The 22,449-nt window shown below is 57.7% G+C and carries 14 protein-coding genes; 6 read left to right on the top strand and 8 right to left on the bottom strand.

The window, feature by feature from the left end; all coding sequences use genetic code 11:
• Nucleotides 1-51 precede the first annotated feature (51 nt).
• The gene (gene rpmH / locus AC5S16_RS08505) at nucleotides 52-207 is read right to left on the bottom strand and encodes a 50S ribosomal protein L34 (RefSeq protein ID WP_493929617.1); all 156 of its coding nucleotides are present in this window, start codon (nucleotides 205-207) and stop codon (nucleotides 52-54) included.
• Nucleotides 208-664: 457 nt separating this feature from the next.
• Here rpmH and dnaA point away from each other — a divergent pair, with 457 nt between their 5' ends.
• Nucleotides 665-2,101 (top strand): chromosomal replication initiator protein DnaA, encoded by a 1,437-nt coding sequence (gene dnaA, locus AC5S16_RS08500; protein ID WP_493929616.1) that lies wholly within the window; start codon nucleotides 665-667, stop codon nucleotides 2,099-2,101.
• A 234-nt stretch (nucleotides 2,102-2,335) separates the two neighbouring features.
• A complete protein-coding gene (locus AC5S16_RS08495) occupies nucleotides 2,336-2,590 on the top strand; it encodes a GlsB/YeaQ/YmgE family stress response membrane protein (RefSeq protein WP_493929615.1) in 255 nt (84 codons plus the stop codon).
• Between the two features lie 71 nt (nucleotides 2,591-2,661).
• Here the strand turns inward: AC5S16_RS08495 and AC5S16_RS08490 are convergent, their stop codons facing one another.
• Nucleotides 2,662-2,994, bottom strand: a complete 333-nt coding sequence (locus tag AC5S16_RS08490; RefSeq protein ID WP_493929614.1) for a ComEA family DNA-binding protein — start codon at nucleotides 2,992-2,994, stop codon at nucleotides 2,662-2,664.
• A gap of 39 nt (nucleotides 2,995-3,033) precedes the next feature.
• On the bottom strand, nucleotides 3,034-3,528 hold the full coding sequence (locus AC5S16_RS08485) for a sunset domain-containing protein (RefSeq protein WP_493929613.1): 495 nt from the start codon (nucleotides 3,526-3,528) through the stop codon (nucleotides 3,034-3,036).
• A 221-nt stretch (nucleotides 3,529-3,749) separates the two neighbouring features.
• On the opposite strand from AC5S16_RS08485, the gene AC5S16_RS08480 reads away from it, so the two are divergent.
• A complete protein-coding gene (locus tag AC5S16_RS08480) occupies nucleotides 3,750-4,871 on the top strand; it encodes a prolyl oligopeptidase family serine peptidase (protein WP_493929612.1) in 1,122 nt (373 codons plus the stop codon).
• Between the two features lie 508 nt (nucleotides 4,872-5,379).
• Entirely contained in the window at nucleotides 5,380-6,549 is a 1,170-nt protein-coding gene (dnaN, locus tag AC5S16_RS08475; RefSeq protein WP_493929611.1) for a DNA polymerase III subunit beta, read from the top strand.
• Between the two features lie 10 nt (nucleotides 6,550-6,559).
• Here dnaN and AC5S16_RS08470 read toward each other — a convergent pair whose 3' ends face one another.
• The 5 genes from AC5S16_RS08470 to AC5S16_RS08450 form a co-directional block, all read right to left on the bottom strand.
• A complete protein-coding gene (locus tag AC5S16_RS08470; RefSeq protein WP_493929610.1) occupies nucleotides 6,560-8,632 on the bottom strand; it encodes an alpha/beta hydrolase domain-containing protein in 2,073 nt (690 codons plus the stop codon).
• Nucleotides 8,622-11,495, bottom strand: a complete 2,874-nt coding sequence (locus AC5S16_RS08465; protein ID WP_493929609.1) for a WD40/YVTN/BNR-like repeat-containing protein — start codon at nucleotides 11,493-11,495, stop codon at nucleotides 8,622-8,624. The genes AC5S16_RS08470 and AC5S16_RS08465 overlap by 11 nt, the downstream gene beginning before the upstream one ends.
• A 115-nt stretch (nucleotides 11,496-11,610) precedes the next feature.
• Nucleotides 11,611-14,430, bottom strand: coding sequence for a TonB-dependent receptor (locus AC5S16_RS08460; protein ID WP_493929608.1), 2,820 nt, complete (start codon nucleotides 14,428-14,430; stop codon nucleotides 11,611-11,613).
• 20 nt (nucleotides 14,431-14,450) lie between these two features.
• On the bottom strand, nucleotides 14,451-17,399 hold the full coding sequence (locus AC5S16_RS08455) for a TonB-dependent receptor (protein WP_493929607.1): 2,949 nt from the start codon (nucleotides 17,397-17,399) through the stop codon (nucleotides 14,451-14,453).
• Between the two features lie 146 nt (nucleotides 17,400-17,545).
• Complete coding sequence (locus AC5S16_RS08450) at nucleotides 17,546-20,749, bottom strand: VPS10 domain-containing protein (RefSeq protein WP_493929606.1); 3,204 nt, start codon at nucleotides 20,747-20,749, stop codon at nucleotides 17,546-17,548.
• Nucleotides 20,750-21,037: 288 nt separating this feature from the next.
• On the opposite strand from AC5S16_RS08450, the gene AC5S16_RS08445 reads away from it, so the two are divergent.
• Nucleotides 21,038-21,457: a BlaI/MecI/CopY family transcriptional regulator gene (locus tag AC5S16_RS08445; RefSeq protein WP_493929605.1), complete on the top strand. Its 420-nt coding sequence runs from the start codon at nucleotides 21,038-21,040 to the stop codon at nucleotides 21,455-21,457.
• A complete protein-coding gene (locus tag AC5S16_RS08440) occupies nucleotides 21,457-22,422 on the top strand; it encodes a M48 family metalloprotease (protein ID WP_493929604.1) in 966 nt (321 codons plus the stop codon). Before AC5S16_RS08445 ends, AC5S16_RS08440 begins: the two co-directional genes overlap by 1 nt.
• The last annotated feature ends 27 nt before the right edge of the window (nucleotides 22,423-22,449 follow it).

Below are 22,449 nucleotides of genomic sequence, written 5' to 3'. Positions count from 1 at the left end.
GCTTTTGTCTGGTTTCCGGAAACCGGAACTCTTAAAGGCAAGAAACAGAGACTAGTCGCGATAGCTCGCGCTGACAGCAACGCGCTTGCGGCCCTTGGCGCGGCGGCGCGACAGCACAGCAGCTCCGCTCTTGGTCTTCATGCGGGTGCGGAAGCCGTGGGTCTTCGAGCGGCGGCGGCGATTGGGTTGAAATGTGCGCTTCGGCATGGAAGTGCGCTCCTCAAAAAAATCTTCACTGAAAATGGGCGCCGTCTACAGAGCAGGAAATCACTCTATGCAGCAATTCCTAAGTATATCCGAATACGGCGATAACTGCAAAAAACATGAGGCTGCGACTGGCTGATACATAACTCGACCTCTTTTTTCACAACGTTTGGTGCAACCAAACCTCGGTCACAAATTTTGCATCGAAAGTAGCGTTCGGACGCTGTGGAATTGTGCTACTATCGGCAGCGTTCACTAGAGATTTTTCTGCACGTCTTGCTACTTTCTACAGATCGCGCCGTGAGGTCGCAGCACCACCCTCACTCTTAGCTCCTGGCATACCAGAGCGAAACGCTGCCCTGGGTTTGTATACCCGGGTCGGGACTTTGTTTTTCGCTAGAGACCCTGGGCGGCGCTTCTGATCGAAATCAGGTGGCAGACGTTGCGTTAAGGAAACGCGATGTCTTTTGTAGCTACAGCCCCAACCACACTCAATCCCTGGGTGCGGATTCTCGGTGCGCTTGAAAAAAAGATCAACCGGCAGTCTTTTGAGAAATGGCTGAAGCCGACACGGTTCAGCCACATCAACGGCAAGAAACTCTTCGTGCGTATTCCCACGCCTGAGTTCCAGCACATTGGCGACACCTACGGCGATCTGATCCAGGAAGCCATCGACAACCTGCAGATGGAATTCGACGAAGTGGTCTTCGTTACGCCCGAAGAAGATCCAACTCTGGTTCGTGTCCGCGAGGACGGCGGCTTCGCCCCTGTGCCCACACATTCGCCTGCCGCTCCGCCGAACAGCGTGCGCGATGGTGTGTCACGTCCGGCTCAGCGCGCCGGCGCCCCTCAGCAAAGCCGCTTCGACTGGTCTTCAGCAGCACAGCTGAATCCGCGCTATACTTTCGACGCTTTTGTCGTCGGCGCAGGCAACCAGTTTGCGCGCGCTGCTGCCGAGGCAGTCGCTGAGAAGCCATCGAAGGCCTATAATCCGCTCTTTCTCTACGGCGGCGTGGGTATGGGCAAGACCCATCTGATGCATGCCATCGGTCATGAGGTGAAGCGCCGCGATCCGCAATGCTCCATCTGCTACGTGTCGAGCGAGAAGTTCACCAACGACATGATCAACTCGCTGCGCTACGACAAGATGACGACCTTCCGCGACCGGTTCCGCTCCGTTGACCTGTTGCTGATTGACGACATCCAGTTCCTCGCGCAGAAAGAGCGCACGCAGGAGGAGTTCTTCCACACCTTCAATGCGCTGCATGAAAACATGAAGCAGATTGTCATTGCTTCGGACCGTCCTCCCAAGGAGCTGGCTGAGATCGAAGACCGTCTGCGCTCGCGCTTCGAATGGGGATTGATCGCGGACATTCAGCCGCCCGATCTTGAAACCAAAGTCGCCATTCTGCAAAAGAAGGCGGAGAACGATCATGTAACTTTACCTGTCGATGTGGCCCTCTTCATCGCATCGAATGTGCGCACCAACGTCCGCGAGCTCGAAGGCGCGCTGACGCGACTGTTCGCGTGGTGCAGCATGAGCGGCGTCGAGATCACGCTTCCCGCCGCGCAGCAGTGCCTGAAGCAGTTCATCGATACACAGGTGCGCAAGATCACCATTGAAGCCATCCAGCGCGCTGTTGCCGAACAGTTCGGCATGCGTGTCGCCGAGCTGAAGCAGAAAAACAACTCCCGCTCAGTAGTCGTACCACGCCAGATTGCAATGTTTCTGGCCAAGAGCATGACGGAGGCTTCGCTGCCCGAAATCGGACGCCAGTTTGGAGGCAAGCACCACACGACGGTGATGCACTCCATCGCGAAAATCGATGAGCAGCGCCGCGCCGACAAGGACCTGAACCGGATGATCAACAAGCTTCAAGAAACCCTCAACAACTGAGGACTGCGCGTCCAGCGATACGCGCCTTTCGGCGCCATTCTTTGCTGGTGCTTGGTGGATTGACTTCCTTTCGCTCCCGTTGGTCGCTTGCTTGGCGACACTGTGGGTGGGATCGCTGTCCATTTCCCGCTTGAAAACACTATCCCTTTTGAGGTAACGTTCCTGCGCTTCACAAAAGCGCAGGAACAGCCTCATCTACATGATGCCTGCGAAACTCAGCGAAGGGAGAAGTGCATGTTCACAATCATCTGGTGGATCATCGTTGGTCTGATTGCAGGGTGGATCACCGGCAAGCTAATGAAAGGCGGCGGCTATGGCGCGCTCATGGACATCATTGTCGGTATTGCCGGAGCTATTATCGGCGGCTTTATCATGCGGGCTCTGGGCTTTTCCGGACAGGGTGGAATGATTTATACGATCATCGTCGCTGTCCTCGGCGCTGTGATTCTAACTTTCCTGATTCGATTGATCACCGGCAAAAAGGCGTGATCCGACGGAAACAAATCGAGGACTGAGCTTAGAGCTCAGTCCTCGATTTACTCCAGATTTTCCTGGCTTAGCTACTTCGTCTGTTTTGCAATCACCTGGCTGGCAATCTTCTTATAAGTTGCCGCCGGAATGATTTTCTTCTGCACCAGGTCGGTTTTCTTCGCATAGGGACGTCCGTCGACGATCTTCTGCGCGTAGGTATCGCCAATTCCCGGTAATGCCTTTAACTGATCCAGGCTGGCTGTATTCAGGTCGAGCAGATTCGACGCCTGCGCCGTCGTCGGTTTGGCTGACGATGAGGCCCCGGAAGACGCTGCCTGCGCAGCTGATTTCGCGACGCTGACGCCGAGCATCAGTGCCAGGACGAGAACCCCTGCCATAAACCACGATAGTTTCCGTTTCATTCCTGCTTGTCTCCTTGCTGTAGGAATTGGATCAAACTACTAGTTTGAGGCGGACTTGTATCCAGCCTTCTGGGCGTCTCCCTCTGTCATCCATTTACCCTGCTTGGTCTTCCCGTACCAGCGGGACCCGGACTTGTGATACACACCTGAGTCCGTGTTCACCCATACCATGCCCGGCGAAGGCGGAGTCTGGGCCTGTACAGAGCTGGCAGCGGACTTGGTTTTCGCCTTTGCTGTCGTGGAAGCAGCAGTGGCGGCGCTCGCAGGAGCGCTGGTTTGCGCTGCAGTGGAAGCGCTTGCCGCCTGAGTGGACGCTGTAGTGTTCGCGGCGGAGGTTCCTGCAGCTGTACTGGCAGTACTTGCGGCAGCGTCCGTTGTGCTCTTCTTTTTCTTTTTCGACTTGGTAGTGGTTGGGGTTGAGGCGGTGCTCTGGTCCTGTGTGCTCTGCGCATGCAGGGTGAACGGCGCGACCATTCCGAAAAACAGCGCTGCCAGAACGATGGATGAGATACGATGCCTGATATGCAGTTTCATTCAGCCTCCTTTTGCTGTCTGCTGCTGCATGGGTGATAGTAACAAGCCGCCCTGTAGAAACACGCACTTGTTCATATTTGTTTCTACGGGCGTTCATCGTCTGCTGTTTCGAGGCGTATTGTCAAGGAGACCGCACGTTTATAACCCGGTTCACCGCCGAGTTCCCCCTTGGCAGGAAACTTAGTCAGGGCGCATCTTTGCTATCCTCTCCGGTAATGGGTTTGCGCCATGTTTTCATTCTTGGATGTTCCCTGCTTCTTGCGCTGCCGGCGTTTGCGCGCCCCCAGGATACCGGTTTTCTGAACCGTACCATCCTGGTGGATGGGGTGGCTCACAAATACCAGGTCTACGTTCCTGAGGGCTGGAATTCACACGAACGCTGGCCTGTCATTCTCTTTCTGCACGGTACTGGCGAGCGCGGGTCCGACGGAATGGACCAGACACAGATCGGCCTGCCGGCCTCCATACGGTCGCATCCTGAGCGATGGCCGTTCGTTGTGGTGATGCCGCAGGTGCCCTTCCTTCATCACCACTGGACCGACCCGGACATGATGCAGATGGCTATGGACGCCCTCGAGGCTTCAGTAAAGGAGTTCCATGGCGACCGCGACCGTCTTTACCTTACCGGGCTCTCCATGGGCGGCTACGGGGTATGGGAGATCGCGCGCAAATGGCCGCACACTTTTGCTGCCATCGTTCCCGTCTGTGGAGGCATTTTCTGGTCCTACGCTCCCAAGCGGTGGGAAGATACCAGCCTTCCCGGTGAATACGCGCGCGCGGTGGGGCGGACTCCGGTCTGGATTTTCCACGGCGCCGCCGATCCAGTGGTTTTGCCTAAACAGGCCGAGGTTCTCTACGGAGCATTGAAGGCGAACGGCGGCAATGTCAGGTTCTGGGAGTATGCCACCGTTCGACATAATGCCTGGGATAAGGCCTATGCCGAACCCGATCTGCCGCGCTGGCTGCTCGCGCATAATCTCAATCAGATTGCTCAGCTTCAGCCTGTCGCCGAGCAGGTGCTGGTGCCTGTGCATCCGGTTCCAGCAAAGATCAACCCTGCGATCTACGACGCCTACGCCGGGGTTTACGAAGACCAGGGCGTCATCCAGGCTACGATCTATCGCCAGGGCGACTCTCTCTATGCCAGGAGCCGCGTAGGCCAAAGCAATGAGCTCCTGCCGGAGAGTACTACGACTTTCTTTTACGCATCCGGCAGCCCGACACGGCTCATTTTCCAGAAAGACGCAGCCGGACAAATCCGCGGCATCCTCTTCCGCGATGATCGCCATGAAGAATTCTGGGCCCGGGTGACACAGCTGCGCACTCCGCCTGCTCCTCACTAGAACCAGCTCTGTGGATTCTGCGGATAAGCCGCACCCGGTGGATTTCTCCCTATCGTGGAACGCGCGTATTCACTGCACAGGAACATGCTTTCCACGCCGAGGCTGCAGTTTCCACACACCCTTTTGCAGCCAGCTGTGAGAGCTGCGGAGGACAGGGTACGGTTTTTGATGCTTTCATCCGGTATTCCTGTTTTTTCGTTTTACGGAAGACCGCTTTTCTAAAACATGTACCAGCCAAAAACACGCTCCTGCATGGTTTCGGGCAATCTTTCCACTTTTCCGAATCCATCTACTGCTACGGCTGGATAGAAAGATTAACTTCTCTAATAAAAATGGTAGTCGTGCTGCCACTACCGGATACTGTCATTCCGGTTTTCCTGTGTCCCGGCACGATTTCCGCAGGTACAATTTCGTAATTTGTCTCTAGAATGAATGCCAAGGGTTTGTGCGCTTTTTCTTCAGCGCATTGTGGTGTAAAGTGTGGCAAATCCCTAAAGGGGGGGAAGGTATGCCTGGCGTGGGCGTAGAGCAGGAGAAACAGACGGCACAGGGAGCTATGGAAATCAGCATCAGCCGGCAGGAGCTGCTGCGTGAGTTGACAGCAACGCAAAGCGTAGTCGAGCGCAAAACCACGATCCCCATCCTCTCGAACTTTTTGCTCGAAGCGACTGATGACAAGCTCACCATCACTGGAACAGACCTTGACCAGAGTATGAAGACCTCCTGCCCTGCCAAGGTGAAAAAGCCAGGAGCCTGCACGATTCCGGCTCGGAAGCTCTATGACTACATCAAGCTGCTGGGCGATGGCGATATCTCCATCAAGCTGCTGGAAAACCACTGGGTGCAGATTCGCGCCGGCCGCTCCAATACCAAGATGGTGGGCATGGCGCGCGCGAACTTCCCGCAGGTTCCGGAGTTTCCGGAAGCCAGCATTACGAAGATCCCCAGCGCGTCTCTCAGGAACCTGATAGCGAAGACCATCTTTGCCATCTCCAATGAAGAATCACGCTACACGCTGAACGGCGCGTTGCTGGTCCTGAAAGCGGAAAGCCTCACGATGGTAGCCACCGACGGCCACCGACTTGCACACATCGAGAAATCAGGCGAGAGCCTGTCCGGCATAAGCGGAGAGAAGCGGACTCTCATTCCGCGCAAGGCTCTGGCTGAACTGCAGTCCCTGCTGGCAGCGAGCGAGGACGAGTACCTGGAGTTTGCCGACGACGAGCAGACGCTGTTCTTTCGCATCGGCCACCGTACCCTCACCAGTCGCAAGCTGACGGGCCAGTTCCCGAACTTTGAAGCCGTGATGCCGCGCGACAATAACAAGTTTGTCGTGGTGCGTAACGAGGACCTTACCAGCTCCATTCAGCGCGTCGCGCAGTTTGCCGATGAACGCTCGGGCGCCATCAAGATTCGCGTGGAGCAGAACGAACTGAAGATTTCTTCTTCATCCACGGACTCGGGCGAATCCGAAGACGTCATAGAAACGCCTTATAGCTTCGATCCGCTGGTCGTCGGCTTCAATTCCGCCTATATGCTGGACTTCCTGAAGGCTACCGGCAACTCGGGTGAAGTGCGCCTGGAGTTCAAAGACGCGCAATCCGCCGGCCAGATGCGCCCCGAAGACGGCTCTGAAGACTACAAGTACCGCTACATCATTATGCCTATGCGCATCTGAGGATCGGCAGCTATTTCGTCATCGTCGTGGCGCCAGCCCATTCCTGTTCGCCACGAAGCAGAAGGGCAGCGCGATCTTCCGGAAGAATCCAGCGCTGCTTTACCAGATCGTCTACGGCATTTGTATAACGCCTCATGTAGTCATCCTGGCCTGAGTAGCGTTCTGCTATCGACTTGCGTGGATCGCCTGTCTTTCTGCGCTCTTCGACATTCCGGGGGAAAGGAATGTACGATGCCTCGAAGGCAACGCGCTGGTCAGGCGCGCCGATCGAAGGGTCGCGCAGGTTCCATGCGGTGTAGGTTGCAAGTGGAACCGTAATCTCAGGCAGGCGGATGCCGTCCCGCTCATTTCCATCTGCATCGACCTGTGGCACCATGACCGGGAACGGCTGGCCAACTTTCGGCGGCTGAATGCTCAGGATGCCGTTGCGCCAGTTCGGGCCGAAGTCGACGCGCCATGCCTCGCTTGCTTCATGCGGGCGATGCACGCCGGGTATGGCAGGCAGCGCATATTCGCGCAAGGGTACGAGAGTTCCATCAGCAATCCTGGGGTAACTGCTTGCCGGCGGAGGCATGTTGTTGCGTACCCATGCATCCATGTTCGCGATCATCGCGCGCCAGAAATATTTAATCGGCAGCGGCGATTGCGGCTCCTGTCCCAACAGATCGCCCTTGCCTTTTTCCGGGGGAAATGGACCTGAGAAGTGCTGCAGGCCGGTGAAGTGATAGATGCGGACATGGTCCGAGATTACTGCGTCGTGTTTGCCGTCGGCGCTGATATGAATCAACGCTGCCGCGCGTCCCCAGTATTCAAACGATGTGTTGGAGAAAAAGATGCGGGGTACGACATTGTCTGCAACCGCGCGGTCGAGCAATCCGCCGGATTCTCCTGTAACGGGATCCTGTTCCGGTTGATCGGTGAAGGGAAAGATGTCTGTCGGGAAGAAAACTGAAGAGGTGGGCTGTGCGTCGCGCGATGGTTGCGCGAAGCGGTAGTTGAAACTGCCGCGGCCAGCTCCGGCAACGTGAGCGAGAACGCCGTCGAGCGCGATCCTGCCCTCTTCATCAGCGTTGAATCCCTCGTAGAGAAAGTCGCGCAGAAAGCGGCCATTCTGCGAAATGCCTTGGCCATAGACACGCACAGCAGGAGCGATTGCATCAGGCGCATGCTTGGCGTAGGAAGCGAAGTCGCGTATGGCGGCGAAGCCTCCTCCGGCCACAACAGGATCTGCGACAACATAGACGTATTCATAAATTTTGCCGGGCTGGAAACCACCGTTCAGGTGGATGTGCCTGTTGCTTGGAACAAGTTTGCCGTCGGCTGTGTGCGCGAATTGCCAGTCTGAGCGTGGAATCACCGTGCGTTGTCCATCGCGCGAGTCGCGGACGGTAAGCACATTGCGAGAATCGTCAGGATCGGAGACCGGATACTCAATGCCTCCGATGTTGCCGAGAATCAGGTGGCCGAGCGGGATCTCGGGCATTATCTTTGAAGGCATCAGGTCGCCGCGCAGTAATCCGGTGATCGTCTTTCCGTTCTCCTTTGCTATGGGAGCAAAGAACTTCAATGCATCCGCACCGGCCGCATCCCATTGCCAGCCGAGGCTTACGACGGTGTACCCCTGGCGCAGGAGCCAGGCATCTCCTGCAGTGTTGGCCAGGTCCCAGTCGCCGCCATCGACCAGAGAAATGATGCGCCCGCGGCCTCGGTTGGGAACTTCGAGAAGCATGGAGCCATTGCCCTTTGCAGTGTCCTTGGGGCGGACAGCGATGAAGTCGGAAGAGAACTCGACTTCGCCATTTTTCAGGTTCACTGCGTTATGGAGATCAACAATATTCTGGTTGTGCGGGTTTACCACGGGAAGCGAAAAGTAAACGCGGCCGGTGATGCGTTCATAACTTCCTGCATCGCCGAAGGGCTTTCCATTCAGCACATCGCTGCGCGAAGCAATCTCAACATGCGTGACGCGCGCACTGAGCGGCAGAACAGAGAGGACCACGAAAGAGACAAGGCAAAGATGGTGGAGCGCCTGGCCATATCTTTCAATCAGGCGCTCCGCCAGCCCTGGTCTCTTATTGATCATCGTCGTCGTTATCTCCGGGAGCGGCGCCTTGCAACATGCCGCGCGGATCGGCCTTCACAACGGCTGGCTGCGTGTAAGTCTTTCCGTCCACGGTCAGCTTCACGGTGTAGTTGCCGGGCTCAAGAAATTCAGGCCCGCGCCGTCCGCGCACTGGAGTTTCAGCAGGCGCCGCGGGTTGCGAGCCGGCAGGATGACAGGCATCCTGTGGCGGCGTTACATTCGCGCCCCGCCCAAAGCCGAACCCTCTACGCTGGTCAGGACCGAGCGCTACGCGGTGCATTCCAGCGGCGGCAGAAGGCGGCTGTGGCGGCTGCATCCACACAGCCTGCACATTGATGGCTTCGGTATCGACAGGATGCACGGGAGTATCGCTGGCCAGGCAGGCATGCACCTTGCCCTTGCTGTCTACCAGCTCGATTTTCAGAGGCTGCGAGGCAGTGTTCGCGAGCCAGTAGTAGGCAACAACGCCGTAGGGAGGATTCTGCTCCTGAGGCTCTTCATGCGGCAGCGGCGTGCCGTTCATGCTTCCGTTGTGGATGGCGAGCGTCTCACCGGGCTCGAAAAGATAGGCGCTTGACGAGGCAATATCGCGTCCCTTCTGCGCGATCTGCCGCAGCGCAGCGATCTGGTCCATTACCCAGAAGCCCCGGCCAAAGGTTGCAACTGCGAGGTCCTCTCCATGCACAACAATGTCGCGCACCGAGGTGACGGGCATGTTGTTCTCGAGCGGATACCACTGATCTCCGTCATTGAAGGAGACATAGACGCGAAGCTCAGTGGCAGCGAAGAGCAGGCCTTTGACCTTGATGTCTTCTTTCACCGAATTGACGAAAGCGCCGTCAGGAATGCCGGTGACGATGCTCTGCCATGTCTTGCCGCCATCGTGAGTGCGATAGATGTAGGGCTTGTTGTCCGCAAGGCGATGACGATCGACTGATGCATAAGCGGTGCCGATGTCGAAGTGCCCGGCTTCAATCTGAGATACCTTGCTCCACGCAGTCAATTCGCGCGGCGTCGTGTTCTGCCACGTCTTGCCGTCATCGCGTGTCACGTGGATGAGGCCATCATCCGTCCCCACCCAGATAGTCTTTGCATCGAGTGAAGAGGGGCTGATCGTGTAGACAACGCCGAAGCGGTCTTTCATCGGCTGGTCGATATCTTTGGCTGTGACAGGATCGAGTGTCTTCGGCACTTCCGGATTGACGCGCGCGAGATCAGGACTGATTTTCTCCCATTTGTGTCCGCGGTCGCGTGTGCGCATCACGAACTGGTTGGAGAAGTACAGGGCCTCATCTGCCGGCGAGAAAACTGTCGGCAGCGTCCACGTCTTGCGATTCGGGTCATTCGGATCGGGCGGCGGCAGCTCGCCTCCGAGCGATGCGGAAAGGTTCAACGCCTGGTCGCAGCGCGCCGCGCCTCCTCCGTAAAGGAAGTTTCCATCCTTCGGGTCAGGCACGACCGTATTGCTTTCGCCGGCGAGACAAGTCGGCTCCCAGTTGCGGAACGAGAGAACGCCCTGGCGCGACCATGTGCTGACGCCTACGCCGCCCGAGTCCTGCTGCGCTCCATAGAGCCAGTAGGGAAAGCGATTGTCGGCGGCGATGTGATAGATCTGCGCCGTGGGCTGGTTATACCAGGTGCTCCAGGTGCGTCCGCCGTCCACGCTCACGACCGTCCCCTGGTCACTGCTGAGCACCATGCGGTTGCCGTCTTTCGGATTGACCCACATCTGGTGGTAATCGTCTCCGCCGGGTGCACCTTTGATGGGGACGAATGTTTTGCCCCCATCAGTGGTCATATAGGTTGCAGTGTTGATAACGTAAGCGCGGTCAGGGTCTTTCGGATCGACAGAGACTGATTCGAAGTACCAGCCGCGTCCCCACAGGCGCGTCTCGCGGTTCACCAGCCTCCATGTTGCTCCTGCATCATCGGAGACATACACGCCTCCGGGAGGCGGCGGCCCTTTCTTCTCAGCCTGCGGACCCATCATGAGCGGCGCGGCAACAGGGCTTCCGACATCGTCCACGACGGCCCACAGTCGATTGGAGTTACTCGGAGCGACCGCGATTCCGATCTTGCCTACAAAGTCATCCGTCGGCAGACCGCCGGCCAGCTGCTTCCAGGTATCGCCGCCATCGGTGGACTTATAGAGCCCGCTGCCCGGCATATACGAAGGCGCATACACGGACCAAGGCGGTCGGCGCGTGGCCCAGAGCGATGCATAAAGCACGTGCGGATTGTTGGGATCGAGCGCCAGCTCCACCGCGCCCACATCGTTGGGATACTTGGCGCTTGCGAGGATCTTCTTCCAGTGCGCGCCGCCGTCGGTTGAACGAAAGACGCCGCGATCTGAATTGGAGTCATAAACATGACCGAGCGCCGCAACATAGACAAGGTTCGGATCGGAAGGATCGACAACGATGCGGCCAATCTGGCGCGTCTCTTCAAGGCCGATGTGCGTCCACGTCTTGCCCGCATCCGTTGACTTGAACATGCCAATGCCGTAGGAGTGCTGGCTGCGGATATCCGGCTCGCCTGTGCCCACGTAAATAATATTGGGATCGGACGGCGCTACCGCAATTGCGCCAATCGAGCCGATGGGAATCCCTTCATCGCTGATCGGAAACCAGGTGTGTCCGCTGTTTTCCGTCTTCCAAACGCCGCCACCCACGGAGCCGAAATAAAAAGTGTCGGGCTGACTTGCATGTCCGGCGACCGCGTAAGTACGGCCTCCGCGCATCGGTCCTACATCGCGCCACTCAAGACCGGAGAAGAAATTCGCAGGATACTGCTGTGCAATCGCTGCGACGCCTGTGAGAGAAAGAAACGCAAGCAATACGAGACAACGAGGCAGACGTAGCACGATGCCGCTCCTGCAAACAATGAATTTGAATTGAAAAGGGAAGAATACAACAGAATCGGGGAGGCGCAAATACAAAGCCTCCCGGTTACACAGGATGGAAAGTCAGCGCGCGGGATTAAAATGCGACCAATCGTGCCGTGAACTGGATCGCTCTTGGGCCTCCAATCCGCGTTGCTCCCGGAGCGAAGAGCGGCTGACCTGCGCTGAAAACAGGCGCTTCGGGAAGCCCGTAAAAACTCACCCCTTCCGGGCCAAAGTTGCGGTTGCCCGCGTTCGCGAGATTGAAGATATCCATGAAGAGGTCAAGGTGGTGCCCTTCACCTTTCAGCGTGAAGTCTTTGACAATCCGTAGATCGAAATCCGAAAACGCAGGCTGCCGCAGGCTGTTGCGTCCAGCCATTCTGCCGTTGAGGATCGCGCGGTCATTCCAGTCATTGGCGTCGCCCTGTGTGTCGAAGCCGATGATCGGCGTGTACGGCTGGCCGGAATGCGCTACCAACAGTGGGTTGAGCTTGAACCCGACAGGCAGATTGAAGATAGCGCTCAGGCTGAGGACGTGACGTTGATCGAGTGATGAAAATGCGCGCTCCTCGCGCAGATCATATGGATCAACCGCAGCATCCATGCTGTACGGTCCAATGTTGGAGTCGTCGTCTCTCGTGTGCGACAAAGTGTAGTTCGCCACCAGCTGCGAGCGGCGCGAAATCTGCGAAGTCGCGGTAAGCACAAAGGCGTTATACGAAGAATGCGCGGAAGATTGATTGATTAGCAGGCGGCCTATGGCAGCGTCCGGGCGCGTCGCAGGAAAGACCGGAACACCCTGCGCATTGATCGTCGGAGGGCTGAGATTTTCATCGAGACGCCGCTGCACATGCCACGTCGAGCTATGCAGGTAGCCGGCATTGAGCTCAAGTTTAGGCACGACCTGCTGGTCGATGCTGAATGCAGTTTGTGCAGAAGCCGGATTGCGAAAGCCGCGATCCATGCCGACAACAAGCGCCTGCGGCTGCGTCAATCCAGGCGGCGGAGAAGACAGCGGCTGCGTGATTTCAGGATCGAAATAACTGTCGGCGACGACGGTCTCCATGCCGTTGTCGGCAAAGACGCGATGGAAGATGGTTCCCGGAGTTGGCGCATTGTAGAGTCCCGCAGAAAGGCGGAAGACTGTCTTGCTTACCGGATTCCATGCGAGACCGGCGCGCGGCTGCCACTGCGCAAGATCGCTCGGGATCTTCTGTGTCTGAGGAATCGCAGGATTGGGATGGCCCGGCTGCGGATTCCACTGCCCGGTCCAGCGGATTCCGGCCGTTAGCGTTAGTCCTCTATGCAGCTCGCGTTTCGCATTGGCGAAGAGACTCAGCTCGCGAATCGATCCGGAGAAGTGTGTGTCGCCTGTAACGAAAGTCTGCTGGAAGCGGCGTGGCGCATTCGCCAGGTAATCGGCGAGTGAGTTGTAGTCATAGCGGCCACCCAGATTCGCTTCGCGCTGTTCATACATCGGGTCGTAAGCGAAACTGCTCCCGATGTCATAGGAGGACGCGCCGTGCTCGACTGAAAGAGTATTGGCAAGCTGCAGCTGGCGCGAGCTGTAGAGATGTTGTCCCAGGCTGTTGCCGCCAAGAATGCCGAAGCCGTTGATGAAGGACTCAGGCGTCGTCGAATTTGGTGAGAGGTTGCGATGATCGGGCGACCAGGCAACAAGAAGCTGGTTGACGCTGCGGCTGTTGACGACTGTGGTGAGGCCGGCGCGGCTCCAGAAGCTCTGGCCGCTCAGCGATGAGGCATAATCCTCTGTTCCGATGCTGCGTGTGAGGCCATCGCCGACGTTCGAGGCGCGAACACGGTTTGCGCTGAGCTGCAGGTTCAGCGTGTTCGCCGCATTCAGCAGGAAATCAAGCCTCACAAATCCGGCTGTCGGCGAGTTCCTTTCAGTGATCTGTCCCTGCTGCGTCGCAATCGCCGAAGGAATCACAACATCGCCGGCCTGCGGCTCGAATTGCGCGAAGTAAGGCGCATGAAGAAAATCCTGCTCTACCCCTGCATAGAAGAAGCTGCGGTTGCGAATAATAGGCCCGCCAAACGATCCGCCGAAGGTGTTCTGCAGACTGTCGAGTGAGTGCCCGAAGGCATCCGCTGAGGTGAAGGGTGTAGGTCGGCCAGTATAGAAGGCCTCGCCGTGATATTTGTTCGAGCCTTCCTTGGTGACCACATTGATCAGCCCGGCATTGGTGCCGCCCGTGTCTGCTGTTACGCCGGAGCGTACAATCTGGAACTCGCGGACCACTGTCTGCGGAAGAAAGAACACGCCATCCTCCGACCCGCGCCGTCCACCCAGCAGCGGGCTGTTGAAATTAGTGCCGTCGACCTCAGTAATCACAGCCGATGCGCGCTGGCCGGAGACGATCACTCCTGTTCCAGACTCATCCTCATGCGAGCCCGCCCCGAGCTGACCAAACTGCGTGAAGTCACGGTCGCGGTTCGGCAGATAAGTCACGGTCATGCCGGCGAAGAAGTTATTCACCGAGGGCTCGCTCTTATTGATCGCGGGAGGAAGGGTGTTGCCTTCTGATGTCTCTCCCTGTGCGCGAACGGTGGCGCTCTGCCTCACTGCCGCCACCTTGAGGCGAATCGATAGCTGTGTGCTGCTGCCCAGACTGATCGTCAGGCGAACCGGTGGCCTCAGGACCAGGCTTTCTGCCTTGACCTGAACCTCATACGCGCCGGGAACGAGACCGGAGACGCGAAATGCGCCGTTGCTGTCCGTCCGCACAGATCGCTTCGCCGCGAGATCAGTGCTGCGAATCGTGACCTCAGCATCCGCGACATTCTTCCCATGCGGATCGACCACTGTCCCCGAGATTGAGCCGGTATTCGACTGCGCTCCAGCATTCACAACCACAAGACAAACCAAAGCTGCCAGAGAAAGCCACTTCAAGAAAGATGACAACTGCAGCATCAGAACGACACCCTGGCTGAGAACTGCATCATGCGCGCAGGCAACTGATTGGTGATGCCAGCCAGAGGCTGTCCGAAGCCTGTTCCCGGCGTGGCGCCATTGCCCCATGTTCCGTTGTATCCCACAAAATTCGCATGGTTGAGCGCATTGAAAGCCTCGGCGCGCAGGTCAAGCTGAACGCGCTCCTTGTAAATTGGAAAAGCACGCGCAACATAAGGATCGACCGAATAGATCGCGTTGCCGCGTCCTGTGTTTCTGCCAACTACTACTCCATTGATTACGGGACGCGCAGTAGTTCCACCCGTATCGCCATTGTTCACGACGCCGGTCGTCAGGTTGTAGGGCAGCCCGCTCGCCAGCGTTGTTACTCCGCCGATGCGAATATTGAGCGGCGCCATGTAGAAGCCGCTCAGCACAAAGCGATGCCGCTGGTCGTAAATCGCGTTGCCGTACTCTTCATGTCCAGTGAAGTTCGCATCATTCGGATTTTGACTGGTCGTGTCAGGGTCGACGTTATCGAGCGTATGCGACCATGTGTAGCTTGCCAGAATGGAGAATCCATGACTGAAGTTGTGCGTAAGGTTCACATCGAGTGCGTTGTAGTGCAGATAGCCGTCGTTCACATCGGTCTGGATGGTGTTGTACGCGGGCTGCGGATTCGTGGCCTTTGCCGGATCGCAGGTCATGTCGTTCTGGTTGTACCAGTAAATCCAGTATGGACGCGTACAGTTCGCCGCCTGTGCTGAGCGCACCTGTCCTGGGGCGGTGCGCGGGAAATAAGATGGGGCGTCCACATCGAGAGGCCGGCCGATGCGCAGCGTGTGCGTGCCGACGTAATCAATGCTCATAACCCATTGCGCCGTGAGTTGGTGCTCGAGGCTCAGCGTCCACTGCTCTGAGTAGGGATTCAGAAGTTTGTCGGGATAGCCTTGCAGCACCGATGTAGGAAAGAACTGATCGAGATATGCACTGTCGCCGGGCCGCACATAAAGGCTGCGCACCGGCACCTGAGCGCCAGGGGGCAGCGATGGCCGCGGGGCATCCGCAACGCTTGCAGGGAAGCCTACCTGCCCTGGAGTGGCCGTGTAATTGAAGACGCCCTCAGGGCTGCCCAGTACATAGTTCGCCTCGGAATTATCGACGATCTGCGAGTGATAGATGCCGAAGCCGCCGCGCACGATGATCGTTCCTTTTCCTGTGGTGTCATAGACAAAACCAACACGCGGCGCGAAGTTCAGCTTGGCATCTGTGAAGGTTTGGCGTTCATAGCGCAGGCCCAGGTTGAGAGTGAGGTGCCGCGAAACGCGGTAGTCATCCTGCGCAAAGAGCGACCAGAGCTGATCATCGACTGTGTAGTCGGCAGTGCCATAACTCTGCTGGTAGTTCTGCACATTCGCGATGTTATTCAGGTATGTCGAGCTCTCGCAGTCTGCTACAGAGAGTGAGCAGGGCTTGTAGGTGAACGAGCCGAGGAAGATCGGCCCGCCAAACTCCTTGCTGTTGCCGCCTGTATGCGCATAGACCAGACTGCCGCCGAGATTGAATTGATGATGTCCATGCGCGATGGCCAGAATTTCGTTTACGTTGTATTGCCGGTTCATCAGCAACGCTGACTGCGACGTGCCCGAGGTGAAAGTGCCACAGGCGGTCGAGCCGCATGAGCTGGTAATAGGCACAACATACTGCGTGCCGAAGACAACCGGATCAAATTCCGTGATAGGCGATGCGAGCTGAAATTGCAGACGCACGTTGTTCAATATGCCCGGACTGAGGACCGCCGTCTCGCCCAGTTCCCCGGAATAGGTGTAACGCCGGAAGATGCGCGCGACGCTCGGCAGTGAATTGCCGCCGACAATTCCGTTGGGGTTCGTGTCGTAAAAGTGATCCATATTCAGGCGCAGGAAGACATTGTTGCGCTCATTGAGCTGGCGGTCGAGACGAAGAAAGCCAAGCCAGCCTCGGTAATGTCCGTCATAGTTTCCGGGAGCGAGGGGTGAAATGATCGGAGATTCGCGGTTCTGGCGATTGAATTCCCCTGCGAGAAAGAAGTGCGTTTTTCCATCTCTGCCAATCTTGCCGCCGAGTGCTGCCGCTGTCTGGCCGAGCGTATCGCTGGTGAGATCGTTGCCGCTGCCCGCATTCCCCGGAGTGAATCCAGAGAGCGAAGCCTCGGGCCCTGCTGGTCTCCACAGCTCCAGCAGCTGACCATGCAGCGCATCGCCGCCGCTGCGCGTAACGATATTGACGACACTTCCTGTGCCCGCGCCATACTGCACAGAAAATCCATTGGTGAGCACCGTCATCTCATCGACGGCCATCTGCGGCATGTTGGTAAAGATCGTCTGACGTCCCCAGCTGTCATTGCCGTTGCTGCCGTCCAGCTCAAACCAGGTCTGTCTGCGCCCCGCTCCGTTTGTGGTGAAGAGGTTCTCATTCATGAAGACGTCGCCCTGGTTGATTGCCGGGCGATTGGCTGCGTTGAGCAGCGGAAGATACGTGATGCGCCGCCCGAGAAGCGGAGTCTCTTCAATCTGCTGCGAGCCCAGGCGGACTCCAAGCTGCGGCTGGTCGATTCTTACATCGCTGGCTGAGCCAACCACGCGGATTTCCGTGTTCTCCGCAGCAACATTCAGCGCCACCGAGATGCGTGCAGCACTGCCCGCGGCGAGTGTGACGTGATCGACGTGTGCTGGAGCAAAACCCTGGCGCTCGACCGTGACCTGGTATTCACCGGCGATGGGCAGCCCGGCCAGGAGAAAAGCGCCAGCCACGTCTGTTGTCGTAGTGCGGCGCAGGCCGGTAAGAGCATTCTGTACTGTGATCTCAGCCTGTGCCACAGCCGTGTTCGTCTGGTCGGTAACTGTGCCCTGCAGAATGGCGGTGTCCGTAGTTTGTGCGGCAGCAACGAGCGAAAAGACCAGAACGAGAAAGAAAGAAAAACGACGCAATATGCGCCTCCAAGAAGAATCTGGGGTGGAAATGATGAAAGAAGAATGAAAATTCTTTTGTTCCATACCTAAAACAGAAAGCCCACTACTACCAGCGGTAGTAGTGGGCTTTCTGCAGAGCTGCCGTTGCAGCTTCAGCTTCTCCGCTACTGTTCGTCTCCCATCTCGACCTGGTCTTCGACGTCGTGGTTGATCTTGTCCGTATTCAGACGAAGAACTGCCAGATGCTCCTGTTGCAATGTCGCATTCAGAGCCTTGAGATCGGTCTTCTTGAGCTGCTCCCATTGATCTAACAGGTCCGTCAGCGGTTTGCCCGCGATCTGGCAGGCCTCGACCTGCGCAGTCGTCGGAGCAACATCTGCATTCTGAATGGAGTGCTCAAGACGCGCCAGTTGCATGCGCACCGAACCCAATGTTGCTGGTCGTGCCGAGCCTCCGCGAGGCGGTCCACCACGCTCTCCACGCTCGGAGCCTGCAATCTTGTTCAGCTTCGATTCAAGTGAATCCGATGCATCAGCAATCGCAGGCTGCGATGAGCGCGCCTTCAACTGATCGCGCAATACGGTGATCTGATGAAGGGCCTCAGTCGCCTTCAGCATGTCGTCGTAGATCGATTTCGACACCTTGAATTGCTCAGCAAGATCGGCCTCCGATGTTTTCACGCGTGGATCCATGACGATCTTCAACGGAGCTGTCAGCGTTTCGCCGCCTGCAATCAGCCGCACCGTATACATCCCCGGCATTACCCACGGCGCAGTCGAGACGGACGGCGTATCATGCGGAACTGCCTGCTCTGCGTCGGGTCCGGTCGACATGCCCGGCACCTGCGGATACTGCATGTCCCACAGGAAGCGGTGATGGCCCGGCGCAGCCGACAGCACGCGCGGCGCACGGGCCCAGAGTGTCGGGTCAGGATAACGCGGATCGAGTGGAGGCACTGGGTCGGTACTCTTGAATCGGCTGACCAGTCCGCCTTTGCTGTCCAGGATCTCCAGCGTCACCTCACCCGAAAACTTCGGCCTTATGTAGTAATCGATCATCGCGCCATTCGGTGGGTTCTCGCCCGTCGCCATCTCCGGGGGCCATGGCGTTGGCGGATTCATATCGCCACGGATGCGCAGCGCTGTTTGCGGTTCATAAAGATGCGCATTTCCCCGAACTCTCGATGCCGCAATCTGCCGCAGCGGCGTCACGTTGTCGAGAATCAGGAATCCGCGTCCGTGTGTGCCTGCGATGAGGTCATCATCCTTGATCTCAAGATCGCGCACCGAGCTGGCCGGCATATTCAGCCGCAGCGACTGCCAGTGGTCTCCGTCATCGAAGGAGACATAGACCTGTGTCTCGGTTCCTGCATAGAGCAGCCCTTTGCGTTTAGGGTCTTCACGGATGGCGCTGGTCGCCGCGCCGTCAGGAATGCCGTTGTTGATTTCTTTCCATGTTTTGCCGCCGTCATGCGTGCGGAAAAGGTGTGGACGCATGTCGTCGAGTCGCATCGTGTTGACAGCGGCATAGGCAGTCTGCGTATCGAAGTGCCCGGGGTCCATGTTGAAGACCTTCCAGAAGGGCTTGAGCTCTGGTGGAGTCACGTTCTGCCAGTTTGCTCCGGCATCCGTCGTCGTCCAGATGAGCCCGTCATCGGTACCCGCCCACAGCCGGTTCACGTCAAGCGGCGACAGCGCCAGCGAATAAATCACTCCACGGCGGATTGGTTTGGCGGTCGGCGAATCCTTATAGGCAGCCAATGTCGGCGGCAGGTCATACGTTTCGCGGCTCAGGTCAGGACTGATTTCTTTCCAGTTCTTGCCGTAGTCCGTCGTGAGCCAGAGCGTGTTGGCAGCAAAGTACAGCCGGTGCGGATCGACCGGTGAAAACATCAGCGGCTCCGTGCGCAGTACGCGATAGCTACGCAATGGCTTCGGCTCTATGTTCTGGATTTGGCCCGTTCGGCGATCGTATCGCGTCACCTTCCCGCCATAAACAATGTCCGGGTCCAGAGGATCGGGAGCCGCATAGCCATATTCTTCAATGCCTACCGGATGCCAGTCGTTAAAGGTGATGCGTCCGTCGTTGCTGCGGCTAGAAACACACGCGCTACCGCTATCCTGCTGTCCTCCGCAGACACGATAGGGAAATGCGTTGTCGGCGGTTACGTGATAGATCTGCGCCGTGGCCTGGTTGTACCACTGCGTCCAGCTTTCTCCGCCGTTCTGTGATACCAACACGCCCTGGTCGCTCGCCAGCGCAATGATCTTCGGGTTTTTCGGATTGATATAGGCATTCTGGTAGTCGTCGCCGCCTGGCGATCCGCGAAAGCCGGTCCAGGTCACGCCCTTGTCCGTCGATTTCCAGGTGACGGTCGTAGCCACATAGAGCGTATCCGGGTCTTTCGGATCGACGCGCGGCACGGGAAGATCGCCGCCGCCGATGCGCGCCTCGGGACGCTCATCATTCACCGAAGCATGCACCCAGTTCGCACCGCCATCATCCGAGCGATAAATGCCGACCTTGCCGTCGAGTGACGCCACTGCGGCATAGATACGGCGCGAGTCAGCAGGCGAGATGGTTACATTTACCTGCACGATGTTGTCCGGCAAGCCGTGGCCAGCGATCTTTGTCCAGGTGTCGCCGCCGTTATCGGAGCGGAAAAACCCTCCGTCCGGGCCCGACCATGCGCCGTTCTCCCATGGTCCTTCGCGCCGCTGCCACATGCCAGCGAAGACAATGTTCGGGTGCTGCGGATCGATCTGAACATCAGAAGCGCCTGTTTCCTGGTTGACGAAAAGCACTCTCTTGAAGCTTTTGCCGCCGTCGGTCGAGCGATACAGGCCGCGCTCTTCGTTCGGACCATACGGATGACCGGTGACCGCAACAAAGACGCGGTTGGCATCGGTCGGATCGACCGAGATTTGCCCAATCTGCTGGCCGTCGCGCAGGCCCAAATGCTCCCATGTCTTTCCGTCATCCGTTGATTTGTACACGCCATCTCCTACCGAGAGGTCAGGCCGCGCCAGCCCTTCACCGCTGGCCACATAGACAGTGTTGGGATCGCTCTCGGCAACCGCAATCGAGCCGATGGAGCCTGTCGGTTCCTTGTCCCACACGCTGTGCCAGGTGGCTCCGGCGTCGGTCGTCTTCCATACGCCGCCATCGACCGCGCCGAAGTAAAAAGTAGCGGGCTCGCTCGTCACTCCGGCGAGTGCCCGCGTGCGCCCTGCGCGCATTGGTCCGATCTCTCGCCATCGCATATCAGAGAACAGGCTGGGATCTACCGGGCCGGACTGTGCTTTAACAACGGCGGGTGCAACCATGCCCGCTACCAGAGCCAGGAACAAAGCATAACGATTCTTCATGGAATTTCTCTGCCTCAATCAAAATGAAGCTTCGCTTCTGAGCGCCGCGAAGCAGAAATCAGTTAAATGTGATTCTTACGGACAAGATACATTCCTCGTTCATCCATGCGGCATAAATCATTTCAGGGTGAACTCCAGAGGTCAGAACAGTATAGGGAATATTTATACTGACCAGCACAGGAATTTCTGGTGCGGCGAATTTATCCTGCTTTACCCTTTACTGGGCGAAACTATGAGTCTTCCCCCGCCGTCTCTGGTCGTGACCCCCAATTTAAAGAGGAGGAGCACTTGCGCGGAAGAGACTATCTCGCCGGCGGCCCCACGGCCAGCCGACTGGGAGAGCGCGAACGCGAAGTCCTGGAGGTGCTGTGGGGTTGCAGCAGCGCGACTGTGCAGCAGGTCGCAGACCGCCTTAGCGCGCCGCTTGCTTACACCACGGTCATGACCATCCTCGACCGCCTCTTCAAGAAGGGCCTGGTCATGCGCGAGAAGCAGGACCGCGCCTTCGTTTATTCCGCCGCAGTCACCGCATGCACACTGGAGCAGGATCGAACCACGAACATGGTGCGGCAGTTCTTCTCCGGTTCCGTCACAAGCCATGACGTTCTGCTCTCCTGCTTTGTCGATGCTGTACAGCATTACGATAAAAAGCTTCTCTCCGACCTCGAAGAAAAGATCCGGTTGGCAAAGAAGGAGAAGAATCGCTGATGCTTCTCTCGTATTCATTCCGGCTCTTGTGCCTCGCTCTGCTCGGCATCGGCGCTGCGCAGGCCTTTGCTGAGCTCGCTTTCTGGCTAGCCTCTCCCCGTCTGGCCCGGATGCTCGACCGCAGCGGGGCGCGCCGGCAGGAGCAGCTCCTCTTCTGGGGGCAGGTCATGACCCAGGTGCTCGCACTTCTGCTTACACTCGTCTTCTTCGTCCCGCGGTATGTCGCTGCCGAAACGAATCTCTTTGCTGAGCGGGTTGGTTATCTCAGCATCACCGCCGCGGCCTTGATGCTCGCCCGCTACGTGCGCTCTCTGGTGCATGGACTCAGGATGTGGTGGCGAGCGGTGCAGCTTGAGCGCAGAGCAGAGAGCGTATCGATCTCAGAGCCAGGGTTGATGAGTCTTCCCGGACCGTGTCCTCCGCTCGCGCTCGTCGGCCTTCTGCGTCCTCGCATCTTCATTGCAAAAACTATGCTTGACCAGGAAAAGCTGAGCGCCGAGGCTCTTACCATTGCACTCGACCACGAGCGCGCACACGTTCGGCATCGCGACAACTGGAAGCTCTTTACCCTCACCTGTCTTCCGCATCTCGGCCTGCATACAAGGAAGCGGCCAACATCGATGCGCCTGTGGCAGCGCTACAATGACTGGGCTGCGGACGATGAGGCAGTCAATGGCAGCCAGCCCCGCGCCCTGATGCTGGCTGAAAGCCTTATAGCCTGTGCGAAGTCCATTCCCGCAGCCGGGCAAGGTTTCCTCTTCACAGGATTCGCCGCGCACGAAGATGAGCTGAGCGCGCGCATCGACCGGCTTCTTGGTTTTGAGAGTCCGCGTATCGGGGATGGCCTGACATTACCTATGCTGCTCTCATGTGGGGGAGCGACCCTTGTAACGGCCATCTTATTTCTGACGCATATCGCTCCGTGGCTGCACGAGGCCGCCGAAACCATTCTGCACCTGGGCTGAAGATGAAGAGGAGAAGCTGTACCGCTT

It is taken from the genome of Acidobacterium sp. FHG110202_01 (assembly GCF_059115305.1).
This window is presented reverse-complemented; position numbering and strand designations above follow the sequence as displayed.

Bases quoted from the DNA above. Each gene is read 5' to 3' on its own strand.
- AC5S16_RS08490 (WP_493929614.1), bottom strand. From the start codon at position 2,994: ATGAAACGGAAACTATCGTGGTTTATGGCAGGGGTTCTCGTCCTGGCA.
- dnaA (WP_493929616.1), top strand. From the start codon at position 665: ATGTCTTTTGTAGCTACAGCCCCAACCACACTCAATCCCTGGGTGCGG.
- dnaN (WP_493929611.1), top strand. From the start codon at position 5,380: ATGCCTGGCGTGGGCGTAGAGCAGGAGAAACAGACGGCACAGGGAGCT.
- AC5S16_RS08495 (WP_493929615.1), top strand. From the start codon at position 2,336: ATGTTCACAATCATCTGGTGGATCATCGTTGGTCTGATTGCAGGGTGG.
- rpmH (WP_493929617.1), bottom strand. From the start codon at position 207: ATGCCGAAGCGCACATTTCAACCCAATCGCCGCCGCCGCTCGAAGACC.
- AC5S16_RS08450 (WP_493929606.1), bottom strand. From the start codon at position 20,749: ATGAAGAATCGTTATGCTTTGTTCCTGGCTCTGGTAGCGGGCATGGTT.
- AC5S16_RS08440 (WP_493929604.1), top strand. From the start codon at position 21,457: ATGCTTCTCTCGTATTCATTCCGGCTCTTGTGCCTCGCTCTGCTCGGC.
- AC5S16_RS08485 (WP_493929613.1), bottom strand. From the start codon at position 3,528: ATGAAACTGCATATCAGGCATCGTATCTCATCCATCGTTCTGGCAGCG.
- AC5S16_RS08470 (WP_493929610.1), bottom strand. From the start codon at position 8,632: ATGATCAATAAGAGACCAGGGCTGGCGGAGCGCCTGATTGAAAGATAT.